General features: G+C 57.8%; 18 protein-coding genes. 9 read left to right on the forward strand and 9 right to left on the reverse strand.

Features of this window, described 5'->3' with window-relative positions:
* Positions 1–10: 10 nt before the first annotated feature.
* The 4 genes from bhcD (at position 11) to ACR0EL_RS19510 (ending at position 3,360) form a co-directional block, all read left to right on the forward strand.
* Positions 11–991, forward strand: coding sequence for an iminosuccinate reductase BhcD (bhcD, locus tag ACR0EL_RS19495; RefSeq protein ID WP_480501717.1), 981 nt, complete (start codon positions 11–13; stop codon positions 989–991).
* 83 nt (positions 992–1,074) lie between these two features.
* The gene (locus tag ACR0EL_RS19500) at positions 1,075–1,971 is read left to right on the forward strand and encodes a LysR family transcriptional regulator (RefSeq protein ID WP_480501684.1); all 897 of its coding nucleotides are present in this window, start codon (positions 1,075–1,077) and stop codon (positions 1,969–1,971) included.
* The gene (locus ACR0EL_RS19505) at positions 1,961–2,704 is read left to right on the forward strand and encodes a sulfite exporter TauE/SafE family protein (RefSeq protein WP_480501685.1); all 744 of its coding nucleotides are present in this window, start codon (positions 1,961–1,963) and stop codon (positions 2,702–2,704) included. The genes ACR0EL_RS19500 and ACR0EL_RS19505 overlap by 11 nt, the downstream gene beginning before the upstream one ends.
* A 35-nt stretch (positions 2,705–2,739) precedes the next feature.
* Positions 2,740–3,360: a glutathione S-transferase family protein gene (locus ACR0EL_RS19510; protein ID WP_480501686.1), complete on the forward strand. Its 621-nt coding sequence runs from the start codon at positions 2,740–2,742 to the stop codon at positions 3,358–3,360.
* A gap of 7 nt (positions 3,361–3,367) precedes the next feature.
* Here the strand turns inward: ACR0EL_RS19510 and ACR0EL_RS19515 are convergent, their stop codons facing one another.
* The 8 genes from ACR0EL_RS19515 to ACR0EL_RS19550 are packed head-to-tail and all read right to left on the reverse strand — an operon-like array spanning position 3,368 to position 8,793.
* On the reverse strand, positions 3,368–4,033 hold the full coding sequence (locus ACR0EL_RS19515; RefSeq protein ID WP_480501687.1) for a fumarate hydratase C-terminal domain-containing protein: 666 nt from the start codon (positions 4,031–4,033) through the stop codon (positions 3,368–3,370).
* Positions 4,030–4,254, reverse strand: coding sequence for a DUF6434 domain-containing protein (locus ACR0EL_RS19520; RefSeq protein ID WP_480501688.1), 225 nt, complete (start codon positions 4,252–4,254; stop codon positions 4,030–4,032). The genes ACR0EL_RS19515 and ACR0EL_RS19520 overlap by 4 nt, the downstream gene beginning before the upstream one ends.
* On the reverse strand, positions 4,251–5,207 hold the full coding sequence (locus ACR0EL_RS19525; protein WP_480501689.1) for a fumarate hydratase: 957 nt from the start codon (positions 5,205–5,207) through the stop codon (positions 4,251–4,253). The genes ACR0EL_RS19520 and ACR0EL_RS19525 overlap by 4 nt, the downstream gene beginning before the upstream one ends.
* Positions 5,204–5,608, reverse strand: a complete 405-nt coding sequence (locus ACR0EL_RS19530; protein ID WP_353009338.1) for a hypothetical protein — start codon at positions 5,606–5,608, stop codon at positions 5,204–5,206. The genes ACR0EL_RS19525 and ACR0EL_RS19530 overlap by 4 nt, the downstream gene beginning before the upstream one ends.
* 14 nt (positions 5,609–5,622) lie before the next feature.
* Positions 5,623–7,377 (reverse strand): L-aspartate oxidase, encoded by a 1,755-nt coding sequence (locus ACR0EL_RS19535; RefSeq protein WP_480501691.1) that lies wholly within the window; start codon positions 7,375–7,377, stop codon positions 5,623–5,625.
* A gap of 2 nt (positions 7,378–7,379) precedes the next feature.
* Positions 7,380–7,733 carry a succinate dehydrogenase, cytochrome b556 subunit gene (locus tag ACR0EL_RS19540; protein WP_480501692.1) on the reverse strand — a complete coding sequence of 118 codons (354 nt, stop codon included), beginning with the start codon at positions 7,731–7,733 and terminating at the stop codon, positions 7,380–7,382.
* Complete coding sequence (locus tag ACR0EL_RS19545; RefSeq protein ID WP_480501694.1) at positions 7,730–8,077, reverse strand: succinate dehydrogenase/fumarate reductase transmembrane subunit; 348 nt, start codon at positions 8,075–8,077, stop codon at positions 7,730–7,732. The genes ACR0EL_RS19540 and ACR0EL_RS19545 overlap by 4 nt, the downstream gene beginning before the upstream one ends.
* Positions 8,077–8,793 (reverse strand): succinate dehydrogenase/fumarate reductase iron-sulfur subunit, encoded by a 717-nt coding sequence (locus ACR0EL_RS19550; RefSeq protein WP_480501695.1) that lies wholly within the window; start codon positions 8,791–8,793, stop codon positions 8,077–8,079. The genes ACR0EL_RS19545 and ACR0EL_RS19550 overlap by 1 nt, the downstream gene beginning before the upstream one ends.
* A gap of 117 nt (positions 8,794–8,910) precedes the next feature.
* Between ACR0EL_RS19550 and ACR0EL_RS19555 the strand changes: the two genes are divergently transcribed.
* The 3 genes from ACR0EL_RS19555 (at position 8,911) to ACR0EL_RS19565 (ending at position 13,324) form a co-directional block, all read left to right on the forward strand.
* Positions 8,911–9,747, forward strand: a complete 837-nt coding sequence (locus ACR0EL_RS19555; protein WP_480501696.1) for a nitroreductase family protein — start codon at positions 8,911–8,913, stop codon at positions 9,745–9,747.
* Positions 9,748–9,986: 239 nt separating this feature from the next.
* Positions 9,987–11,618 carry an alpha-D-glucose phosphate-specific phosphoglucomutase gene (locus ACR0EL_RS19560; protein WP_480501698.1) on the forward strand — a complete coding sequence of 544 codons (1,632 nt, stop codon included), beginning with the start codon at positions 9,987–9,989 and terminating at the stop codon, positions 11,616–11,618.
* A gap of 239 nt (positions 11,619–11,857) precedes the next feature.
* Positions 11,858–13,324: a uracil-xanthine permease family protein gene (locus tag ACR0EL_RS19565; RefSeq protein WP_480501699.1), complete on the forward strand. Its 1,467-nt coding sequence runs from the start codon at positions 11,858–11,860 to the stop codon at positions 13,322–13,324.
* 95 nt (positions 13,325–13,419) lie between these two features.
* Here the strand turns inward: ACR0EL_RS19565 and ACR0EL_RS19570 are convergent, their stop codons facing one another.
* On the reverse strand, positions 13,420–14,103 hold the full coding sequence (locus ACR0EL_RS19570) for a DnaA N-terminal domain-containing protein (RefSeq protein ID WP_480501701.1): 684 nt from the start codon (positions 14,101–14,103) through the stop codon (positions 13,420–13,422).
* A gap of 467 nt (positions 14,104–14,570) precedes the next feature.
* Here ACR0EL_RS19570 and ACR0EL_RS19575 point away from each other — a divergent pair, with 467 nt between their 5' ends.
* Positions 14,571–15,878, forward strand: a complete 1,308-nt coding sequence (locus tag ACR0EL_RS19575) for an AAA family ATPase (RefSeq protein ID WP_480501703.1) — start codon at positions 14,571–14,573, stop codon at positions 15,876–15,878.
* Positions 15,875–16,981 (forward strand): ParB/RepB/Spo0J family partition protein, encoded by a 1,107-nt coding sequence (locus ACR0EL_RS19580; RefSeq protein WP_480501704.1) that lies wholly within the window; start codon positions 15,875–15,877, stop codon positions 16,979–16,981. The genes ACR0EL_RS19575 and ACR0EL_RS19580 overlap by 4 nt, the downstream gene beginning before the upstream one ends.
* The last annotated feature ends 379 nt before the right edge of the window (positions 16,982–17,360 follow it).

Raw genomic sequence — 17,360 nt, forward strand, 5'->3', positions numbered from 1 at the left:
CATGAAAGATATGACAGACACACCCTTGTTGATCGTCGGAGAAGATCTCTGCCAACAACTGGTTGGCCGCGCCGAGGCATTCGAAGCCGTGCAAGACGTCTTCGCCGCCATGGCGCGCGGCGACGCCTATAACTTCCCGGTCATCCGCGAGGCCATCGGCTATGCCGACGCGCTCTATGGCTTCAAATCCGGCTTCGACCGCGCCGGTCGGGTGCTGGGCGTCAAATCCGGCGGCTACTGGCCGGGTAACATGGACAAGGGTCTGACCAACCACCAGTCCACCGTCTTCCTGTTCGATCCCGATACCGGGCGGCTGTCGGCTCTTGTCGGTGGCAACTATCTGACTGCAGTGCGCACGGCGGCATCCTCGGCTGTCTCTATCGCCAATCTGGCCCGGAAAGATGCCAAGGTTCTGGGCATGGTCGGCGCAGGCCATCAATCCAACTTCCAGCTGCGCGCAGCCGCCGAACAGCGCGACTTTGAAAAAGTCGTCGCTTGGAACCCGCACCCCGAAATGCTGCCTCGTCTAGGCGCGGTCGCGACCGAGCTGGGTCTGGGTTTCGAGGCTGTCACCCAGGAAGAACTGGGAGCGCAAGCGGATGTGATTATCACCATCACCTCGGCCTTTGAACCGCTTTTGATGAAAGACTGGATCAAACCTGGCACGCATCTGGCCTGCATGGGTACCGACACCAAAGGCAAGCAAGAAGTCGATGCCGCGCTGGTGGCTTCGGCCACCGTTTTCACCGACGAGGTCGCACAATCCGTAACCTTGGGCGAGGCGCAACATGCCATCGCAAACGCCACCTTGACCGAAGATCAGATCACCCCCATCGGGGCCGTCATCAACGGCGATCATCCGGGACGCAGCAGCGATGATGAAATCACGCTGTTCGACGGCACCGGCGTCGGCCTGCAAGACCTGGCCGTCGCCTCGGTCGCAGCGCGCCTGGCAGACGAGGCCGGGCTGGCGGAACGCGCCATCCTCTAGATACAAGCCTTTTCAAAACGGCCCCAAAACAGGTTAACCTGTCGGCACCTCTCAGTTCAAAGGTGCCGACCGTGACCATCCGAATGCTGCGCACACTTGTGGCGATTGCAGATACAAAAACCTTCAGCGCGGCGGCAGATGTGGTGCATGTCACCCACGCCGCTGTCAGCCAACAGATGCAAGTGCTTGAGGCTGATCTTGGGGTAACCCTGTTTGATCGCAGCACCCGCACGCCCGAGCTGACCCCGATCGCGCATCAAGTGGTCGAAAAAGCCCGCAAGATCATCACGGACTACGACAATTTAGTCCCCTCCCTTCATGAACAAGGCGAACTGGCCAGCATCATACGGCTTGGCGTCCTGCGCACCACGCTGACAGGTCTGGCCCCGCAGGCCATGGCCCGACTGAAGGCACAACATCCTAAACTGGGCCTGCATCTTAAACCCGGCCTCACCGGTACGCTGCTGGCGGAACTCGCGCGCGGTAACTTGGATGCGGCCCTGGTAACTAGACCCACCATGATGCCTCAGGGCGTCATCTTTCGAACGCTGGTCGCGGAACGGATGCAACTGATCACGGCCCGTGAAGAAATCGGGCAAGATCCGATCACCCTGTTAAAAACGAGGCCCTTTATCCGGTTCAACCGAACCGCCGTTGTGGGTGCGCTGATCGACAACTGGATTCTGTCAAAACGCATCCGCATCAATGAGGCGATGGAGCTTGACGGGTTAGACGCCATCGCCAGCATGGTCCACGCAAATCTGGGCGTCTCCATCGTGCCGCAATTGGCAGTCCAACCTCTGGATCCTCTGCCGGTCAACCAGCTCAGCCTTGGTGCAGACGCACCCCGCAGAGTGTTGGGTCTGATCTACCCGGAAGCTCAGACCAAGGTGACGGCGATGGATGCGCTTTTCAATGCATTGGATGGTGTGATAGCTGCGTCCAAAAGCACCAGACACACGCCTGCGCATGACATTTGAAACGGCTTCTTATCTGATCCTCGGCGCAGCTGCGGGCGGGTTTATCAACGGGCTCGCGGGCACCGGAACGGCGCTCTTTGCACTTGGGTTCTATCTTGTCGTCCTGCCGCCAGTGACTTCGGTCGCAATCGTAGCGCTCATGTCCGTTCTCGCCGGGTTGCAAGGGCTTTGGATCGTCAGGGCCGACATTCTTGCCCAGCCGCGCAGATTGTTGCGCTTTCTCGTGCCCGGTCTGATCGGCGTGCCGCTTGGGTTGGCTCTTTTGAACCAGATCGACGCTGGCACTTTACGGATCGGGGTGGCGGCGTTTCTGATCCTCTATGGCGGTTACTTTGGCTTTCGCGCGACCCTTCCGGCTTTCGAACGGCGCACACCCTGGCTGGATTCCGGGGTCGGCCTGACCGGCGGCATTCTGGGTGGGGCCGCCGCCGTTTCAGGTGCAATCCCTGCGATGTGGCTGTCATTGCGCCCCTGGACAAAATCCGAGACCCGCGCGGTTCTGCAGCCGTTCAATGTGGTCATCCTCAGCACCACGATCTTTTTGCTGTTTGTGAAGGGCGCGTATGATGGCACCGCCGTGAAAGCACTGCTGGTGACCGTTCCTTGCGGTCTAATCGCGGCGCAAATCGGCATCATGGTGTTTCGCCGCCTCAGCGACACTGGCTTCCGACGGCTTTTGATCTTGTTGACGCTACTAGTCGGACTGGGCGTAATGGCAAGCGAGGTCTTATAGTCTACCCGCAAGACCAACAGGAAGGGCCGACCGGGATGCTCACATTCTACTATTCTAAAGGCTCATCTGCACTTGCCGCGCATATCCTTTTGGTCGAGGCCGGGGCGGATTTCACGGCGGTCGAAATCTCAATCCCCGGCGGGGCACATCGCAGCCCGGAATTCTTGCGGAAAACCCCAAAGGGACGCATCCCAGTTCTGGAAACGCCCAAGGGGCTTCTGACCGAAAACCCCGCCATTCTGGAATACATTGCAGCCACCCATCCCAAAGCAGGCCTTGTGCCTGATGGCGACTTTGCGCAGGCTCAGGCACGGTCTCTCTGCGGCTATCTCTGTTCGACCGTACATGTCGCATTTGCCCATCTCAAACGTGGCAGCCGGTGGGCGGATCAAAACGACTCGCTGCAAGATATGCGTCGCGTCGCCCCGCGTAATCTTGCAGCCTCAGCGAAAATGTTGGAACAGCAACTGGAGATGACCCCGTGGGCGATGGGGCCTCAATTCAGCTTTTGCGACCCTTATCTGTTCCTGTTGCAACACTGGATGGCGGCAGTCGATCTGTCACTGGACCCATATCCCAAACTGGCCGCGCATAACAAAGCCATGCGCGCCCGACCGGCAACGCAATCTGTTTTGGCCCTATACGGGTCACCGTAAGACGGACTCAAATCACCTCATCGCGGCGGTCGTCGCTTTCACCGTAGCGCTTCATGACGGCTGGTTTCGTGCCCTCATAGACCTGTTCGATATTCTCGGCGATCTTGGCGTTTTCGCGTTCGAACAAACAGTCTCCGTTCATATCCGAGGCCACGATGAACGGCCCCACCCGTTTGCACCGGATCACCCACATCGCCTGCGCCAGACCAAGTTCCTCGTTCCAATGCACCGCCTCGACGTTTTCCACACCACGCCCCAGCAACGCCCCGGTTCCGTAGCCGACGGTTGACAGGTAAACCGCCCCATTCGGCACGAAATACTCTTTGTAGTCCTTTGAGGACATACCGCCCTTGCCAACGATCAATCGCGCCCCGGTCTTGGCAATCCATTCCGGTAACCATTTAGCAAAGCGGAATGAGGCAGTGGCTGTCACCGCTCCCATATCAAAGGACCCATCCGCATTGATCCGCGCCGCAGGTGAGCAATGGAAATTGGCGGCACTTTCCGAGGGCAACTCCATCGGAATATTCGCCTTATCCTCCAGCGCCCGCATATAGACGCCTTCGCGGGCGGTATACATCAGCCCGGTCAGGTAGACGATATCCCCAAGCCGCAAATCGGCGATGTCTTCGGCACTTGGAGTGGTGGATAGCTCGATCTCGCGCAAACTCATCTGGTCGCCCCATTTTGCATCTCGCGCCATACCTCGCAGGCTGTCTTTAGGGTTTTACCGGAGTTGTCTTTCATCCAGGCCACAAAGTTTCGGTTCATCTTGAAATCATCACCCAAGCGGCTTTTGAAATAACGCCTGACATTCTGAGTGTTGCGGTACTTCGCATCGATGACGGTGTCGTCGCTCAGCTGGGCGGAATGCCAGTCCAAATTGTCACTCATTCCGCCGCCTCCTGCACCGGACCCCAGTCCACCGTTTCACGGCGCTGATACGCCGTGAACCAATCCGGGTCGGTGCGGTGCTCGACCCGGCCATCTGCATGGATGCGCGCCACTGCCCGGCGCGACGACAGGCAGAACGCGTGGACCGACATGGGCATGCCGCCGGTGTGGCAATAGCCAACCTCGATATTACAATCGATCACCATGTTCTTTCCGACAAATCCCATGGCGCCCATGCCAATGGAATTGCCCAATTCCCTGAACTCATCCTCCATCTCGGCAATGCGCGGGTCAGAGTTGCGGCTGCCGACGACCCGAAGGGTCGAGGCACGCTTGCCCAGCGTCATGCAGATGTCCTTGGACCCGCCCAGACCGATCCCAATGATCGCAGGCTGACAGGCCAACCCGCGTTTGCCAAAGGCCATCAGGCTGTCGAGGTAGAACCGTTTGATCCCCTGAATGCCATCCGAAGGGAATAACATCCGGTAGTCAGTGCCAAATAGCCCGCCTTTATGCACAGTAATCAGATCAATCCACGCGCCCTCAGGCTCGAACCCATATTCGATCTCAGGCGCGCCGATGCCGACATTGTTGTCATGATCCGTGCGCCACAACGGATGCACCCGGTTGGGGCGCAGAGGCACCCCGTTTGTGGCATTTGCCGTTGCCCGCCTCAGCGCGGCTTCCAGCGCGACCATGCCGCCCTCAACCTGCGCCTCATTGCCCAGTTTGACGAACCAGCGCGGCACGCCGGTGTCACCGCACATAGCCCGGCGATCCTGTTTGGCGGCCTCGTAATTCTCCAACATCGCTTTCAGGACAAACGATGACAGATCGCCATCCTCGGTCTCAGCCGCCGCCTTCAGCCCATCAAGATAGTCCTGCGGGATCTCGATGGCGGCCTTGTTCATCAGCGTTTCTGCGGTGGATTGGATAAGAGAGATGGGGATCATGTTTTCTTCACCAATCGATGCGTGTTTTTCTTCAGCAATCCCCACCGTTCCAGTTTGTCTGGGTCTTCCCTAAGCGGGTCGTTTGGGTCACGCTCGGACGGGGATTGTTGGAACGCGATGGCACCTGACCGCACAAGCAATCGGCGCAGCTCATCATCCTCGAACCCTCTGATATGCGACTTGATGGTGTAAAAGCTTCGCAACTCCCACCCCTGGCGGTCCAGCAAATGTATGATCGCCGCTTCGGTCGAGGTCTCAAGCTTTAGCTCTTCGCGTATTCTGACATGCTCGTGCCGCGATTGGTAATGCGCAGTGAGATAGGCAACGATGATCGAGGCAAGGATCGCGACGAACCACTGATTTTTCGAAAGCCACTCCCAAACCATGTTTAGCAATTCCATGTCTTCACCTTCTGCTACTGGGCCACCAAAGTCTCGGGTTCACCCTTTGGTAAGATCGTTTCTCCTGGCTTCACAATGGTGAATTGCACAGCCTCCTGCGAAACCTCCACAGCCCCATCGACCTGTTTTGCAACCGTGAATGCGCTGTCTTCCATCGCGCCCGGCTCGGGGAAGTCTTCGCGGTAATGCGCCCCACGAGAGTTTTCGCGCGCCAGCCCGGCCCGGGTGATGACCTCGGATATATCACAAAGAGAGCGCAGGTTCAGCCAGTCATGCCAGCTCAGGTTGAAGGCCAGATTGCTATCGTCGACCCCCACATCCATCAGCGCATTCGACACCTGGGCAATCCCCTGCAATCCGCGCAACATGCCCGCCTCTGTACGCATTACGCCCACATCCTCCCACATCAGGTCCTGCAATTGCTTGCGCAGCGGCAGAACAAGCTCGGGCTTACGTGACAAAGGATAGGTGGCACGGTCAATTTCGGCCGCCAGCACAGATTCATCCGGGTCGCGCAGGGACATTGCCCTTACATCCGCGCCCATTACGTCGCCTGCGATGCCGCCATAAACCGTTGAATTGGCCACGCCATTGCCGCCTAATCGGTTCGATCCATGCGCGCCACCAGCGTCCTCACCCGCGACATACAAGCCTTCCATTGCCGTGCGCGTGTCCACATCCACCACAACCCCGCCCATAAAATAATGCGCGGTCGGCACAACCTCGACCTTGCCAGCCGCCAGATCAAAGCCACTGTCAGCGCAGCGTTTCACCATGCCTTTGAACTTCTGGCGCACATTTTCGGGCCCCAGATGGGACATCGAGATAAACACCCCCTCTTGCCCCGGATCATTGTTCTTGCGCATCTCAGCATAGATGCCCCGGCTGACCACATCCCGCGTGGCCCGCTCACCCTTAGGGTCATAGTCGAACATGAAGCGCTGGCCTGCGTGGTTCAGCAGTTGCCCGCCCGCGCCGCGCAATCCTTCCTCCAGCACCGTGCCTGTCATGCGCGTATGATCGCCCGCCAGCAGACCGGTCGGATGGAACTGCACCATCTCCATATCGCGCAGCGGTAATCCTGCCCACAGCGCCATGGCCAGCCCGTCCATCGTCTTGTCCCCAGAGGGCGTGTGATATCGGTACATGGTCGGCCCGCCGCCAGTGGCCATCAACACGCATTTGGCACGGACAAAACGGAAGTGTCCGGTGCGCATGTCGATCATCAGAACCCCGGACAAGGCACTGCCGTCTTTGCTGGGGATCAGGCCAATCGCGCGATGCTCCTGCAGCTTTTCGACGCCGCTGGCCAAAACCTTCTCCATCAGCCGGTTGATGATCTCGATCCCGGTCAGATCACCCTTGTGCACGGTGCGATCTGCGGTCTGACCCGCGAACGCCTTCTGGTGTAACGAGCCGTCGGGATTTCGGTCAAAGAAACACCCGACCTCGTTTTCCAATTCGCGAATGCGCACAACGGCCTGTTCGCACAAACGCCACGCCATGTCCTGATTGGGCAACCATTTGCCGCCGTGAATGGTATCCATGAAATGGCGCTCAACCGTATCGCCGCCGCCTAGCGCAACGTTATAGCCACCCTGCACCATCCGCGTGCAGCCGCATTTGCCGATCAGACCCTTGACGGCGATGGTAATCCTCGTGCCTTCGAGCGCGGTTTGCTGGGCATGCAGCGCCGCGAACAAGCCCGCACCCCCGCTGCCGAGGATCAGGATATCGGTATCGTGACGGTCGATCCCGGAACGCCGCATCCCTAGATCGCCCGCATCAAAAACAGGGCCGCCAGGAAAAACGAAACCGCCGTTGCCCCGGCTGCCAGTGTTTTTTGTGATGTGTGCCACGGCAACCATTCCAGCGCCATCAGGCGCAAGCCGCCGAACATGTGCACCGATAGCAGGAAGACCAGGCCGAACTCGGCCAGTTTCACGCTGGCAGCCTCGGTCATGACCAGCGCTTCATCCAGCCGCGCCGAGCCGGTCAGGGCCATCGCCAAAACCCAGAAATGAATCGGAAGAAACAGCGCCAGGGCAATGCCAGACAGCCGGTGCAGGATGTAAGCCAACCATAGCGGATGAGCACGAGAATGGATATCGCGCGCAGCCCTCATGCCAACAGCCCCACCGCGAACGTAACCGCCCACACCGCGCGTACGCCTAACGCGAACAGGACCAAACCGACCGCCCACATGAATGCGTCCAATGCCTGGCCCTTCAGACCACCCCATTCAAAAGCAATCACCCGCAGGCCAATAGCCCCGTGAACAGAGACAGCCACGACAAACAGCCCGTAGAACAGAAACCAGATGAGCGACCCCTGGGTGCGTCCCAGGATTTCGGTGGCGCTCAACCCTCCTCGAATGGCATATATCATTACCGCCAGGTGCCCCATTGCCAGCGGGGCCATCAACAGCGCCGTCACGCGTTGTAGCATGTACAGGCGCAGATCCAGCATCAGCGCTTCCTCCGGAACATCAATCTGGCGGTTTCGCGCTTCAACCCCGAAATTGCTGACATCGGATCCAATTCGTTCGGGCAATAGGTGGTGCAGGACCCCATCGAATGGCAATTGTGACACCCACCGTGTCCGGAAACGGCCTCCAGTATTTCTGTGCGCCCGGCGTCCCGGCTGTCATTCACCAAGGTCCAAGCCCGTTGCAACGCGGCGGGTCCTATGTAATCCGGATGCGCAGCCACGGTATCGCAGGCCGCATAGCACACCGCACAGTTGATACATTCGATCCCGGCATTGGCCTCGACCCGCTCGGCACTGGTTTCGTCAACCAGAGCAACGGGGTCATCACGTGTCAGCGCACCATGATGCACACCCTCAGCCGCAACCCATTTGTCAAAAAACGGGTCCATGTCGACAACCAGGTCCTTGATCACTGGAAGATTGCGTAACGGGCCGATCGTGACGCTGTCGCCCTCGGTCACTTTCGAGATATGGGTCCGACACGTCCAGCGCGGCACGCCATTGACCATCATCGCGCATGACCCGCACATCCCAACGCGACAAGCGAACCGATAGCTAAGTGTCGGATCGGCGTTTTGTTGAATCCATGACACCACATCCAGAACGGTTTGACTATCATAGGAAGGCACGTCGAACACCTCGACGCGCCCTGCGCCCCGTTCGATGCGAACCGTAAGCTGTGCCTTTGAATTCATACCCAAGCGCTTTCAGGTGATGTATTGCTGAAAGAAACCATAACCGACAGCTCACCTTAATGAACGCGAAAATTTCTTAAGGTTTGTGTTAGAATTTGTTGCGAAAGAGGTGCCGTCTTGGCCGATCACATACCGTCAGATCTGAAAACTGCGTTGCGCGCCCGTTTTTCCGATGCGCCAGAGACGGTACCAAAGGGTACAGAGCTGTTGCAGTCCATGGCCGCCCGAAGCTCTTGTCGCAGTTTCCGCGACCAGGAGGTTGCGACCAGCCTTTTGGATACGCTCTGTGCCGTAGCCTTGTCAGCGCCCACCAAAAGTGATCTGCAACAGCGCGATATCATCCTGCTGCAGTCAGGCACACAGCGGAAGAAGCTGGCCAATTTGATACCCGGTCAGGATTGGGTGGCCAAAGCCCCGATGGTGCTGATCTTCTGCGGCAACAATCGGCGTCAGCGCCTGTTACACGATTGGACAGGTTTGCCCTTTGCGAACGATCATCTGGACGCCTTCTTCAACGCTGTAACGGATGCCGCTATCGCACTTGGGGCTTTCGTGACAGCAGCAGAGGCAAGCGGCCTTGGGTGTTGTCCGATCAGCGCGGTGCGGAATGAGGCGACTGCCGTAAGTGATCTGCTTGGTTTACCACAACACGTGTTTCCACTGGCAGGTCTGGCAGTCGGTTATCCATCGGCACCTCCCTCAATCTCTCGGCGCTTGCCGCTGAATGTAACCTGTCACGCGGATCGCTATCGCGAACCCGCGCTGCGAGACGCGATTGAAGCCTATGCGCAGGACCGCGCCGCCGCTCAGCCTTATGTTCGCCAAAGGGACGTCGGCCAGTTCGGCACCGGCGCAGGTTACACTTGGATTGACGACAAGACGCGGCAATACAGCCATGCGGAACGCGAAACCTTCGGTGACTATGTCCGCGCACAGGGATTCATCCTGACCTAAACAAAGACGATGGTTGGCAACGACGAGTCATGCAGCGCAAGCCACGCTCAGTGAAGCATGGCCTCGGCGGGACACACGAAGACAGATCGCCCTAGTGTAACCAACAGGCTTGTGACCTGCAGCCCCCCTGCCCTATCACTTCACCATCGAAGCCCGATACCTGACCCGTGTGGGGCTTGCACATTTTGGGACCCGGCGCGCACCACCTGCGTCATTGTTCAGAACAAGGAATTTGAAATATGCCGATCGTGACACAGCCCTGCACCGCCTTTGCGGGCCAAAAGCCCGGAACCTCGGGACTGCGCAAAAAGACGCGGGTGTTTATGGAACCGGGCTATCTGGAATGCTTTGTCCAGTCGATCTTCAACGCCATTGACGGCGGCGCGGGCAAAACGCTGATCATCGGCGGCGACGGTCGGTTCTTCAATGCCGAGGCCATCCAGATCATCCTGCGTATGGCAGCGGCCAACGGCACCGCCCGCGCTATCGTCGGTCAGAACGGCCTGCTGTCCACGCCCGCCGCCTCCAACCTGATCCGCAAACGAAAGGCTGACGGCGGCTTCATCCTGTCGGCCAGTCACAATCCCGGTGGCATCGACGCGGATTTTGGTCTGAAGTTCAACGGTAGCAATGGTGGCCCGGCCTCGGAAAGTCTGACCGAGTCATTCTATGCGCAGTCGCAGACCATCACCCAGTATCGCACGCTGACAACCGATGATGTCGACCTTAGCCAGATTGGCGTGTCTCAGCTTGAGGAGATGCAAGTCGAAATCGTTGACCCGGTCACCGACTATGCAGAATTGATGCGCGAGCTGTTTGATTTTGACGCGATCAGATCGCTTCTGTCCGGTGGCTTCTCCTTACGCTTTGACGCGATGCATGCGGTGACGGGACCTTATGCAACTGCGATCCTTGAACAGGAACTGGGCGCGCCAACAGGTTCGGTGCTGAACGCAATTCCCTCGGTTGATTTTGGCAAAGGTCATCCCGACCCCAACCCGATCTGGGCTAAGCCTCTGGTCGATCTGATCATGTCCCCTGATGGCCCGGATTTTGCCGCAGCCTCCGACGGCGATGGCGACCGCAACATGATCCTGGGCAAAGGCATCTACGTTACCCCATCGGACAGCCTTGCGGTTCTGGCAGCCAATGCGCACCTCGCTCCGGCCTATGCAAAGGGGTTGTCCGGCGTGGCCCGATCCATGCCCACCAGCACCGCTGTGGACCGCGTGGCCAGCCATCTTGGCCTCGATTGCTATGAAACCCCAACGGGCTGGAAGTTCTTCGGCAACCTGCTCGACGCAGGTCGGATCACCTTGTGCGGAGAAGAGAGCGCAGGGACCGGATCAGATCACGTGCGCGAAAAAGACGGATTATGGGCAGTACTCCTGTGGCTGAATATTCTCGCAAAACGCCGGGTTTCCGTCCGCCAGATCATGGAAGACCACTGGCAGACCTATGGGCGCAACTATTACTCGCGCCATGACTACGAAGCGGTGGACAGTGCCAAGGCCGATCAGATGATGTCAGAGCTCATTGCACGGCTCCCGGACCTGCCCGGCAGCGGTGACGGAGAGTTCGTGGTCGCGACCGCCGATCAGTTCTCGTATCACGACCCGGTCGATGGGTCGGTCAGCCACAATCAGGGCATCCGCATCGTCTTTGAAAACGGCAGCCGCGGTGTGATCCGCCTGTCTGGCACCGGAACGGACAATGCCACCATCCGGGTTTATCTAGAAAGCTTCACGCCAAAAGACGGCGACCTGGGTGCTGATCCGCAAAGCGCCCTGAGTGGGGTTGCCAACGCCATCGCCGCGATCACCAAGTTGCAAGAGATTTGCGGGCGGTCTTCTCCAGATGTCATAACCTGATCATCCAACCCTCGCTGCCAAAGACCGCAAGATCAACTAGATCTGCTCAGATTTTAGCACACCCCTCTTGCAGCTCGGATTGCAAGGGGCATGCAGAACCTTTTGAGTATTTTTGATAATCGCCAACCCTAGTGTGGACTATCGTTAACTTACTTTGAACGGCTGCAGATCAAACACACAAATACACAGAACCGGCACCCGCTCAGAGACGACTCCATTGGTCCTACAGGAGGAACCTCATGACGACGTCACCAATCGGGACACCGGAACAACTTCGAGACCCGAATTACTTTCCTGCCATCTATCGCGCAGTACCCTTGGGTATTCAGCACGTGCTGGCCATGTTCGTATCAAACGTGACCCCGGCCATCATCGTAGCGGGTGCAGCTGGGTTTGGCTTTGGCTCGAACAGTCCTGATTTTCCCGAGCTGCTATATCTGATCCAGATGTCGATGCTGTTTGCGGGTGTAGCCACGCTGTTACAAACCGTCACCCTTGGGCCTGTCGGGGCCGCGCTACCCATCGTTCAGGGCACGTCGTTTGCGTTTATTCCCATCATGATCCCGCTGGTCGCCGGGAAAGGCGTGGATGGGCTGGCCGCTTTGTTTGGCGGCGTACTCATTGGCGGCCTGTTCCATGCGCTTCTGGGCACGGTGATCGGCCGGATACGCTTTGCTTTGCCGCCGCTGGTGACTGGCCTCGTCGTTACCATGATCGGCCTGGCACTGGTGAAAGTAGGTATCGAATACGCCGCTGGCGGTGTTCCGGCCAAAGCATCGGGCGCCGAAAGCTATGGTTCTTTGTCTAGCTGGGCCCCTGCTTTAATTGTGGTCGTTGTCACGCTAGGGCTGAAGTTCTTTGCCCGCGGGATGATGTCAATCTCGGCGGTTTTGATTGGTATTCTAGTGGGTTACGTCTATTGCATCCTGGTTGGAAAACTGCCACTCGATGCGATTTCTGGCTCGTGGGAACGCTCTGCCGCCTTCGCCTTACCGCAACCTTTCAAATACGGGTTCGAGTTCTCTTTGGCCGCTGTAATCGGCTTCTGCCTCATGGCATTTGTCTCGGCGATTGAGACGGTTGGCGACGTCTCAGGCATCACCAAGGGTGGTGCCGGGCGCGAAGCCACCGACAAAGAGATTCAGGGCGCAACCTATGCCGATGGTTTCGGCACAGCGCTTGCCGGTGTTTTTGGCGGCTTTCCAAACACATCGTTCAGCCAAAACGTGGGCCTGATCGCGATGACCGGCGTGATGAGCCGCCATGTCGTCACCATTGGCGCAATTTTCCTGATCATTTGCGGGCTTGTCCCCAAGGTGGGCGGCCTGATCCGTACCGTCCCGATTGAGGTTCTGGGCGGTGGTGTGATCGTCATGTTCGGCATGGTTGTCGCAGCAGGTGTCTCGATGCTTTCGGACGTGGTGTGGAACCGTCGGAATATGGTTATCTTTGCGGTGTCCCTGTCCATAGGTCTGGGTCTTCAGCTTGAAGTCATGAATGTCGCACCGGGCTCAGCCAATGCGCTGCAGCATTTACCGGATACGCTGCGCATCCTGGGGGCCTCGGGGATCTTACCGGCAGCGTTGATTGCAATTGTTTTGAACCTGATACTGCCCGAAACACTAGCCGATGAGGCCACCGAAGAAGTCTCAGGTGGCATGGCCGGGCACGGCCGAGGTGAACTGGTGAAAGACGATCACGTCTAAGCAAATCGATGCGGCGGAAGACTGCCGCATCCCGCCTTCGATCAAGACAACAGAATAGAGCTTGATCGAGGGCCCCTTCCCTGAACATCTCCGGCCTATTCCGAGGTTTCAAAGCGTAGCCTGCGTATGTCCGGATCAACCCGGCTGTAAGCTGCCAGCAATCGTGCGCTCCATTTCTGAGCAATGTAATCAGCCATAAAGCGCGAGGGGGCGATCAAGGTGGCCACGCCCCCTGCCCTTTCGGCCTCGCTTAGATGTTGGAACCAACTTGCCCAAAGCTCGGGGTCCCGGCCATGCAAAATGGCCTGTACTTGCGTCCAGACATCATCTTCGGCCCGGTCAGGTAACGCCGCTTTGACCTTGAATGGCACAATATTAGTGGCCGCTTCGGGCTCCTCGGTCATACGCGCTTGGAAATCAGTGCCAATCACAGGCCAGACCTCAGCGGTATCCAACATCAGCTGCTTTAGATCCAGCTCGTATACCGCCACGCGCCCTCGGGCAGCGGGTCGTTTGACCGCAACCCAGCCCATCGCACGAAACTTAGCCATTTCTCGTTTCACCGTGCGTTCATTCACCGACCACAGCCGCGAGATTTCTTCTCGTCCAATCGAAAGCTCATTGCTGCGCCAGTTATACCGCGTGGTGATCAGGGCTACGATACGTAGAATACTGCGCTGACGATGCTTGTCGCCCGACAGAGCATGCACTGTCAGTGCCGATAGAATATCGTACTTGAGGGCCGGTGCATTGCGCCCGACCGGTTTTGCAAGCTGCATCCTCGTTCTCACCGCTCTGGTCTGCCTCATGCGGTTATTACCGCCGTGTCACGCTGTTTGCCAACGCTTTTCGTCATCTTGCAGTAATTAGCGTCCAAAGCTTCGATTCTGTCAAGCAGAGTCTCATTTCAGGCCAGTTTGGGTTTGGGTTCAGATCAATTTAATAAAAGAAATTTGGTGAAGTATTGGTGATGGGGGACATGCAAGATGACCCCCTATTTGGCCATTCTGCCCCCCTAAATGGAGTTGGTGGCCTATTGGTGGCCCCCTAAATGTGGGCGGAGCAGAGATGCGCGGCCGCGGGTTTCATTGCCTTTGACTCCGAATCGCTCAGCGTTGGGATCGCCCTTGTTTTCTTACCCACGGGTAAGTTACATCTTCATAATATTTTCTTTTGCGTAAAGTGCAAATCGGGCGTAAATAGAAAAAAGATAACAAATAGCGTCCGAAGGAACGAGAGCTGAGGCATGTATACGCACGAAGATCTAAACGCATTGCGCAATCAATCGCTGAAACTGCAGGGCTGGATACGGCAGCAGACCTTCAGCCCCGAGATGGAGAAGACGCTCCGTCGCTTCTCTAGTTGGGAAGTGTCCGAGCTGATCTTTCGGATCAACCAGTCGACCTTTCGAGGTAAGCTTGCCGCCGACCCTTCGTTGCCGGGTGGTGAGGTCGAGCCAGATGGCCGACAGCGCTGGTTCAGCCTCGAAGAGGTGAACGAGCTGCGCCGCAGGCTCAAGGTCAACCGCAAATCCCTGATGCCGCCCCGCCCCGCCGGTAAACGCGCCATGCGCGCGGCGGTCGCCAATTTCAAAGGTGGTGCCGGCAAATCGACCGTTGCTTTGCATTTGGCGCATGCGGCTGCGTTGGATGGCTATCGGGTATTGGTCGTAGATTTCGACCCGCAGGCGACGCTTAGCCATTCGATGGGCCTGACCGATGTGGCAGAGGATTTCACGGTCTGGGGTATCATGGCGCGCGATCTGATCCGTGAAACAGAGCGGATGAACAACCGCCCTGCCGCTGCCGAATCCGGCACCGCCCTGCCCCGCCGCGAGCTGCCACCCTCGATCACAGGTATGGGTCTGGGTGATCTGCGGGTCGCTGACTTTATTCGGCAGACCTCCTGGTCGACGATCGATGTGATTCCGTCCTGTGCGAACGCCGCTTTTGTTGAATTTGCGTCGGCCCAGTATCGGCACCTGAATCCCGAATGGTCGTTCTTTGCGGCCGTCTCGCGCTACTTGGATCAGATCCCGGATGATGCCTATGACCTGATCCTATTCGATTGCCCGCCCGCGATTGGCTATCAGTCTATGAATGCGGTCTTTGCGGCGGACATGCTCTATATCCCCTCCGGGCCGGGATATTGGGAATACGACTCGACCACCTCTTTCATTGGTCAGCTGGCCGAAGCGCTCGAGGATTTGGCCTATGGGTTCGACAAGACCTTACCCACGGGTAAGATCGGTCTTCCCAAGACCTTCTGCGAACTTCGTTTCCTGCTGACGCGATACGAGCCGGGCAACGCTCTGCATCTTGCGATGTTCGAGGCGTTCCGCAAAGTCTTCGGCGACAACGTTGCGCAGCACCCGGTGGAAATGACCCGCGCCGTCGAGCAGTCGGGCCGTTTCCTGAGCTCGGTCTACGAGATGGATTACCGAGAGATGACGCGCGAAACGTGGCGGCGCGCACGATCGACCTTTGATAACGTCTATGAGGAATTCCGGGATGTCATGCTGACAGCCTGGGACAAGCTGGAGGATGACGCATGAGCCGTAAACGCAGAATGTTTGACATCGATATGCCGGCAATGGAGGACATCCCAGTCGGTAAGGTTCCAGACAAGGTGCTGGAGAAAAGACGCGGTCCGATGGCTGCAGCGATCTCTGAGAACGCAGATGCCCTGCGCGATCAGCAATCAACCGAAGATACGATCCGCGCCGAAAATGACCGATTGGCGCATGAACTGGTGCGGCTGCGGTCTGAAGGTTTGGTGACCGAGCGTGTGGCGCTTTCGAATGTCGTCACCGAAAAGCTGACACGCGACCGCAAGGCCGGTCCGGATGACGAGTTGGATGAATTGAAGGATTCGATCCGCGACATTGGCCTGTCGAACCCAATTCGGTTGGAGCGTCGCTCGGATGGTCGGTTTGATCTGATTCAGGGGATGCGGCGCTTGTCTGCTTATCGCGCCTTGTATGAGGAAACTGGCGATGAGATTTACGCTGAAATCCCGGCAGGCATTTCGGATGCCGCGGATATCAATGACAGCTACCGGCGCATGGTGGATGAAAACCTCATCCGCAAGGATATCTCATTTGCAGAAATGGGTACCTTGGCGCGCGCCTACGCCGAAGACCCGGCAAATGATTGTGCGGATGTGGATAAGGCGGTGGCAATCCTGTTCAAATCAGCCAGCTACACAAAGCGTAGTTATATCCGCGCGTTTGCCAGCTTGTTGATGATGTTGGACAAGGTGCTGATGCACCCAAATGACATCCCGCGCAATCTGGGTGTCACGCTCAAACGCAAGCTCGATGCTGATCCTGGTCTGGTACGTCAGGTGAGCACCGCCGTAATGAGCGAACCGGAGCGGGACAGCGCGCGCGAGATGGCGATATTGCGGTCGTTTGTAGAGGTCCAAACGGGAACCGAAAAGAAACCGGCGCCCAGCAGTTCAGGAAAAACCCGCCGCGCCAAAACGACGTTTCAAGTGTCGGGAAGGGCAGGGGTCGCCCGATGCTCGGCTTCGAACGGGCGCATAGAACTGAAATATGATCTGGATTTCACGCGCGTAGATCGTAGCAAGCTGGAACAGGCTGTTGCGGTGTTGCTTGATGATCTTCAGGAAGAGGATGATCTTACCCACGGGTAAGAAATTGCCGTCTTGGACCAGAACAAGCACCGGGCTATCAACCCGGTGTTTTGCGTATAGAACTAATGCCAACAAATTCATCACAAGGCCATCTGCATGGTCTACGCAAACCCCTTGGATCTGTAACTGGATCCAGGCGCTGGTTTGCTTCATCTATGGCGCGCCCGCTTGCGAGGCGAGCTCCTTCTTCCAATGAAACACGCGCTAGGATGTGACGTGCCGGTCCAAATCGAGCCCGGACGGGCAGGGCAGTGTTTTGCACAGGCTTTGCACGACTACGGTTGTCGCCGTCTGACACCGTCGCCCTCGGTTGTGCTGCTGTTGAGGTCGCGAGGGCAGTGGGGATCTAAGGCGGACGTCGTTGCCTTGTTCTCGGGCC

The sequence above is a fragment of the Ruegeria sp. AH12 genome, from assembly GCF_056541465.1.

Coding starts and splice junctions, on each gene's coding strand:
- bhcD (WP_480501717.1), top strand. CDS start 11: ATGACAGACACACCCTTGTTGATCGTCGGAGAAGATCTCTGCCAACAA.
- ACR0EL_RS19500 (WP_480501684.1), top strand. CDS start 1,075: ATGCTGCGCACACTTGTGGCGATTGCAGATACAAAAACCTTCAGCGCG.
- ACR0EL_RS19505 (WP_480501685.1), top strand. CDS start 1,961: ATGACATTTGAAACGGCTTCTTATCTGATCCTCGGCGCAGCTGCGGGC.
- ACR0EL_RS19510 (WP_480501686.1), top strand. CDS start 2,740: ATGCTCACATTCTACTATTCTAAAGGCTCATCTGCACTTGCCGCGCAT.
- ACR0EL_RS19515 (WP_480501687.1), bottom strand. CDS start 4,033: ATGAGTTTGCGCGAGATCGAGCTATCCACCACTCCAAGTGCCGAAGAC.
- ACR0EL_RS19520 (WP_480501688.1), bottom strand. CDS start 4,254: ATGAGTGACAATTTGGACTGGCATTCCGCCCAGCTGAGCGACGACACC.
- ACR0EL_RS19525 (WP_480501689.1), bottom strand. CDS start 5,207: ATGATCCCCATCTCTCTTATCCAATCCACCGCAGAAACGCTGATGAAC.
- ACR0EL_RS19530 (WP_353009338.1), bottom strand. CDS start 5,608: ATGGAATTGCTAAACATGGTTTGGGAGTGGCTTTCGAAAAATCAGTGG.
- ACR0EL_RS19535 (WP_480501691.1), bottom strand. CDS start 7,377: ATGCGGCGTTCCGGGATCGACCGTCACGATACCGATATCCTGATCCTC.
- ACR0EL_RS19540 (WP_480501692.1), bottom strand. CDS start 7,733: ATGAGGGCTGCGCGCGATATCCATTCTCGTGCTCATCCGCTATGGTTG.
- ACR0EL_RS19545 (WP_480501694.1), bottom strand. CDS start 8,077: ATGCTGGATCTGCGCCTGTACATGCTACAACGCGTGACGGCGCTGTTG.
- ACR0EL_RS19550 (WP_480501695.1), bottom strand. CDS start 8,793: ATGAATTCAAAGGCACAGCTTACGGTTCGCATCGAACGGGGCGCAGGG.
- ACR0EL_RS19560 (WP_480501698.1), top strand. CDS start 9,987: ATGCCGATCGTGACACAGCCCTGCACCGCCTTTGCGGGCCAAAAGCCC.
- ACR0EL_RS19565 (WP_480501699.1), top strand. CDS start 11,858: ATGACGACGTCACCAATCGGGACACCGGAACAACTTCGAGACCCGAAT.
- ACR0EL_RS19570 (WP_480501701.1), bottom strand. CDS start 14,103: ATGCAGCTTGCAAAACCGGTCGGGCGCAATGCACCGGCCCTCAAGTAC.
- ACR0EL_RS19575 (WP_480501703.1), top strand. CDS start 14,571: ATGTATACGCACGAAGATCTAAACGCATTGCGCAATCAATCGCTGAAA.
- ACR0EL_RS19580 (WP_480501704.1), top strand. CDS start 15,875: ATGAGCCGTAAACGCAGAATGTTTGACATCGATATGCCGGCAATGGAG.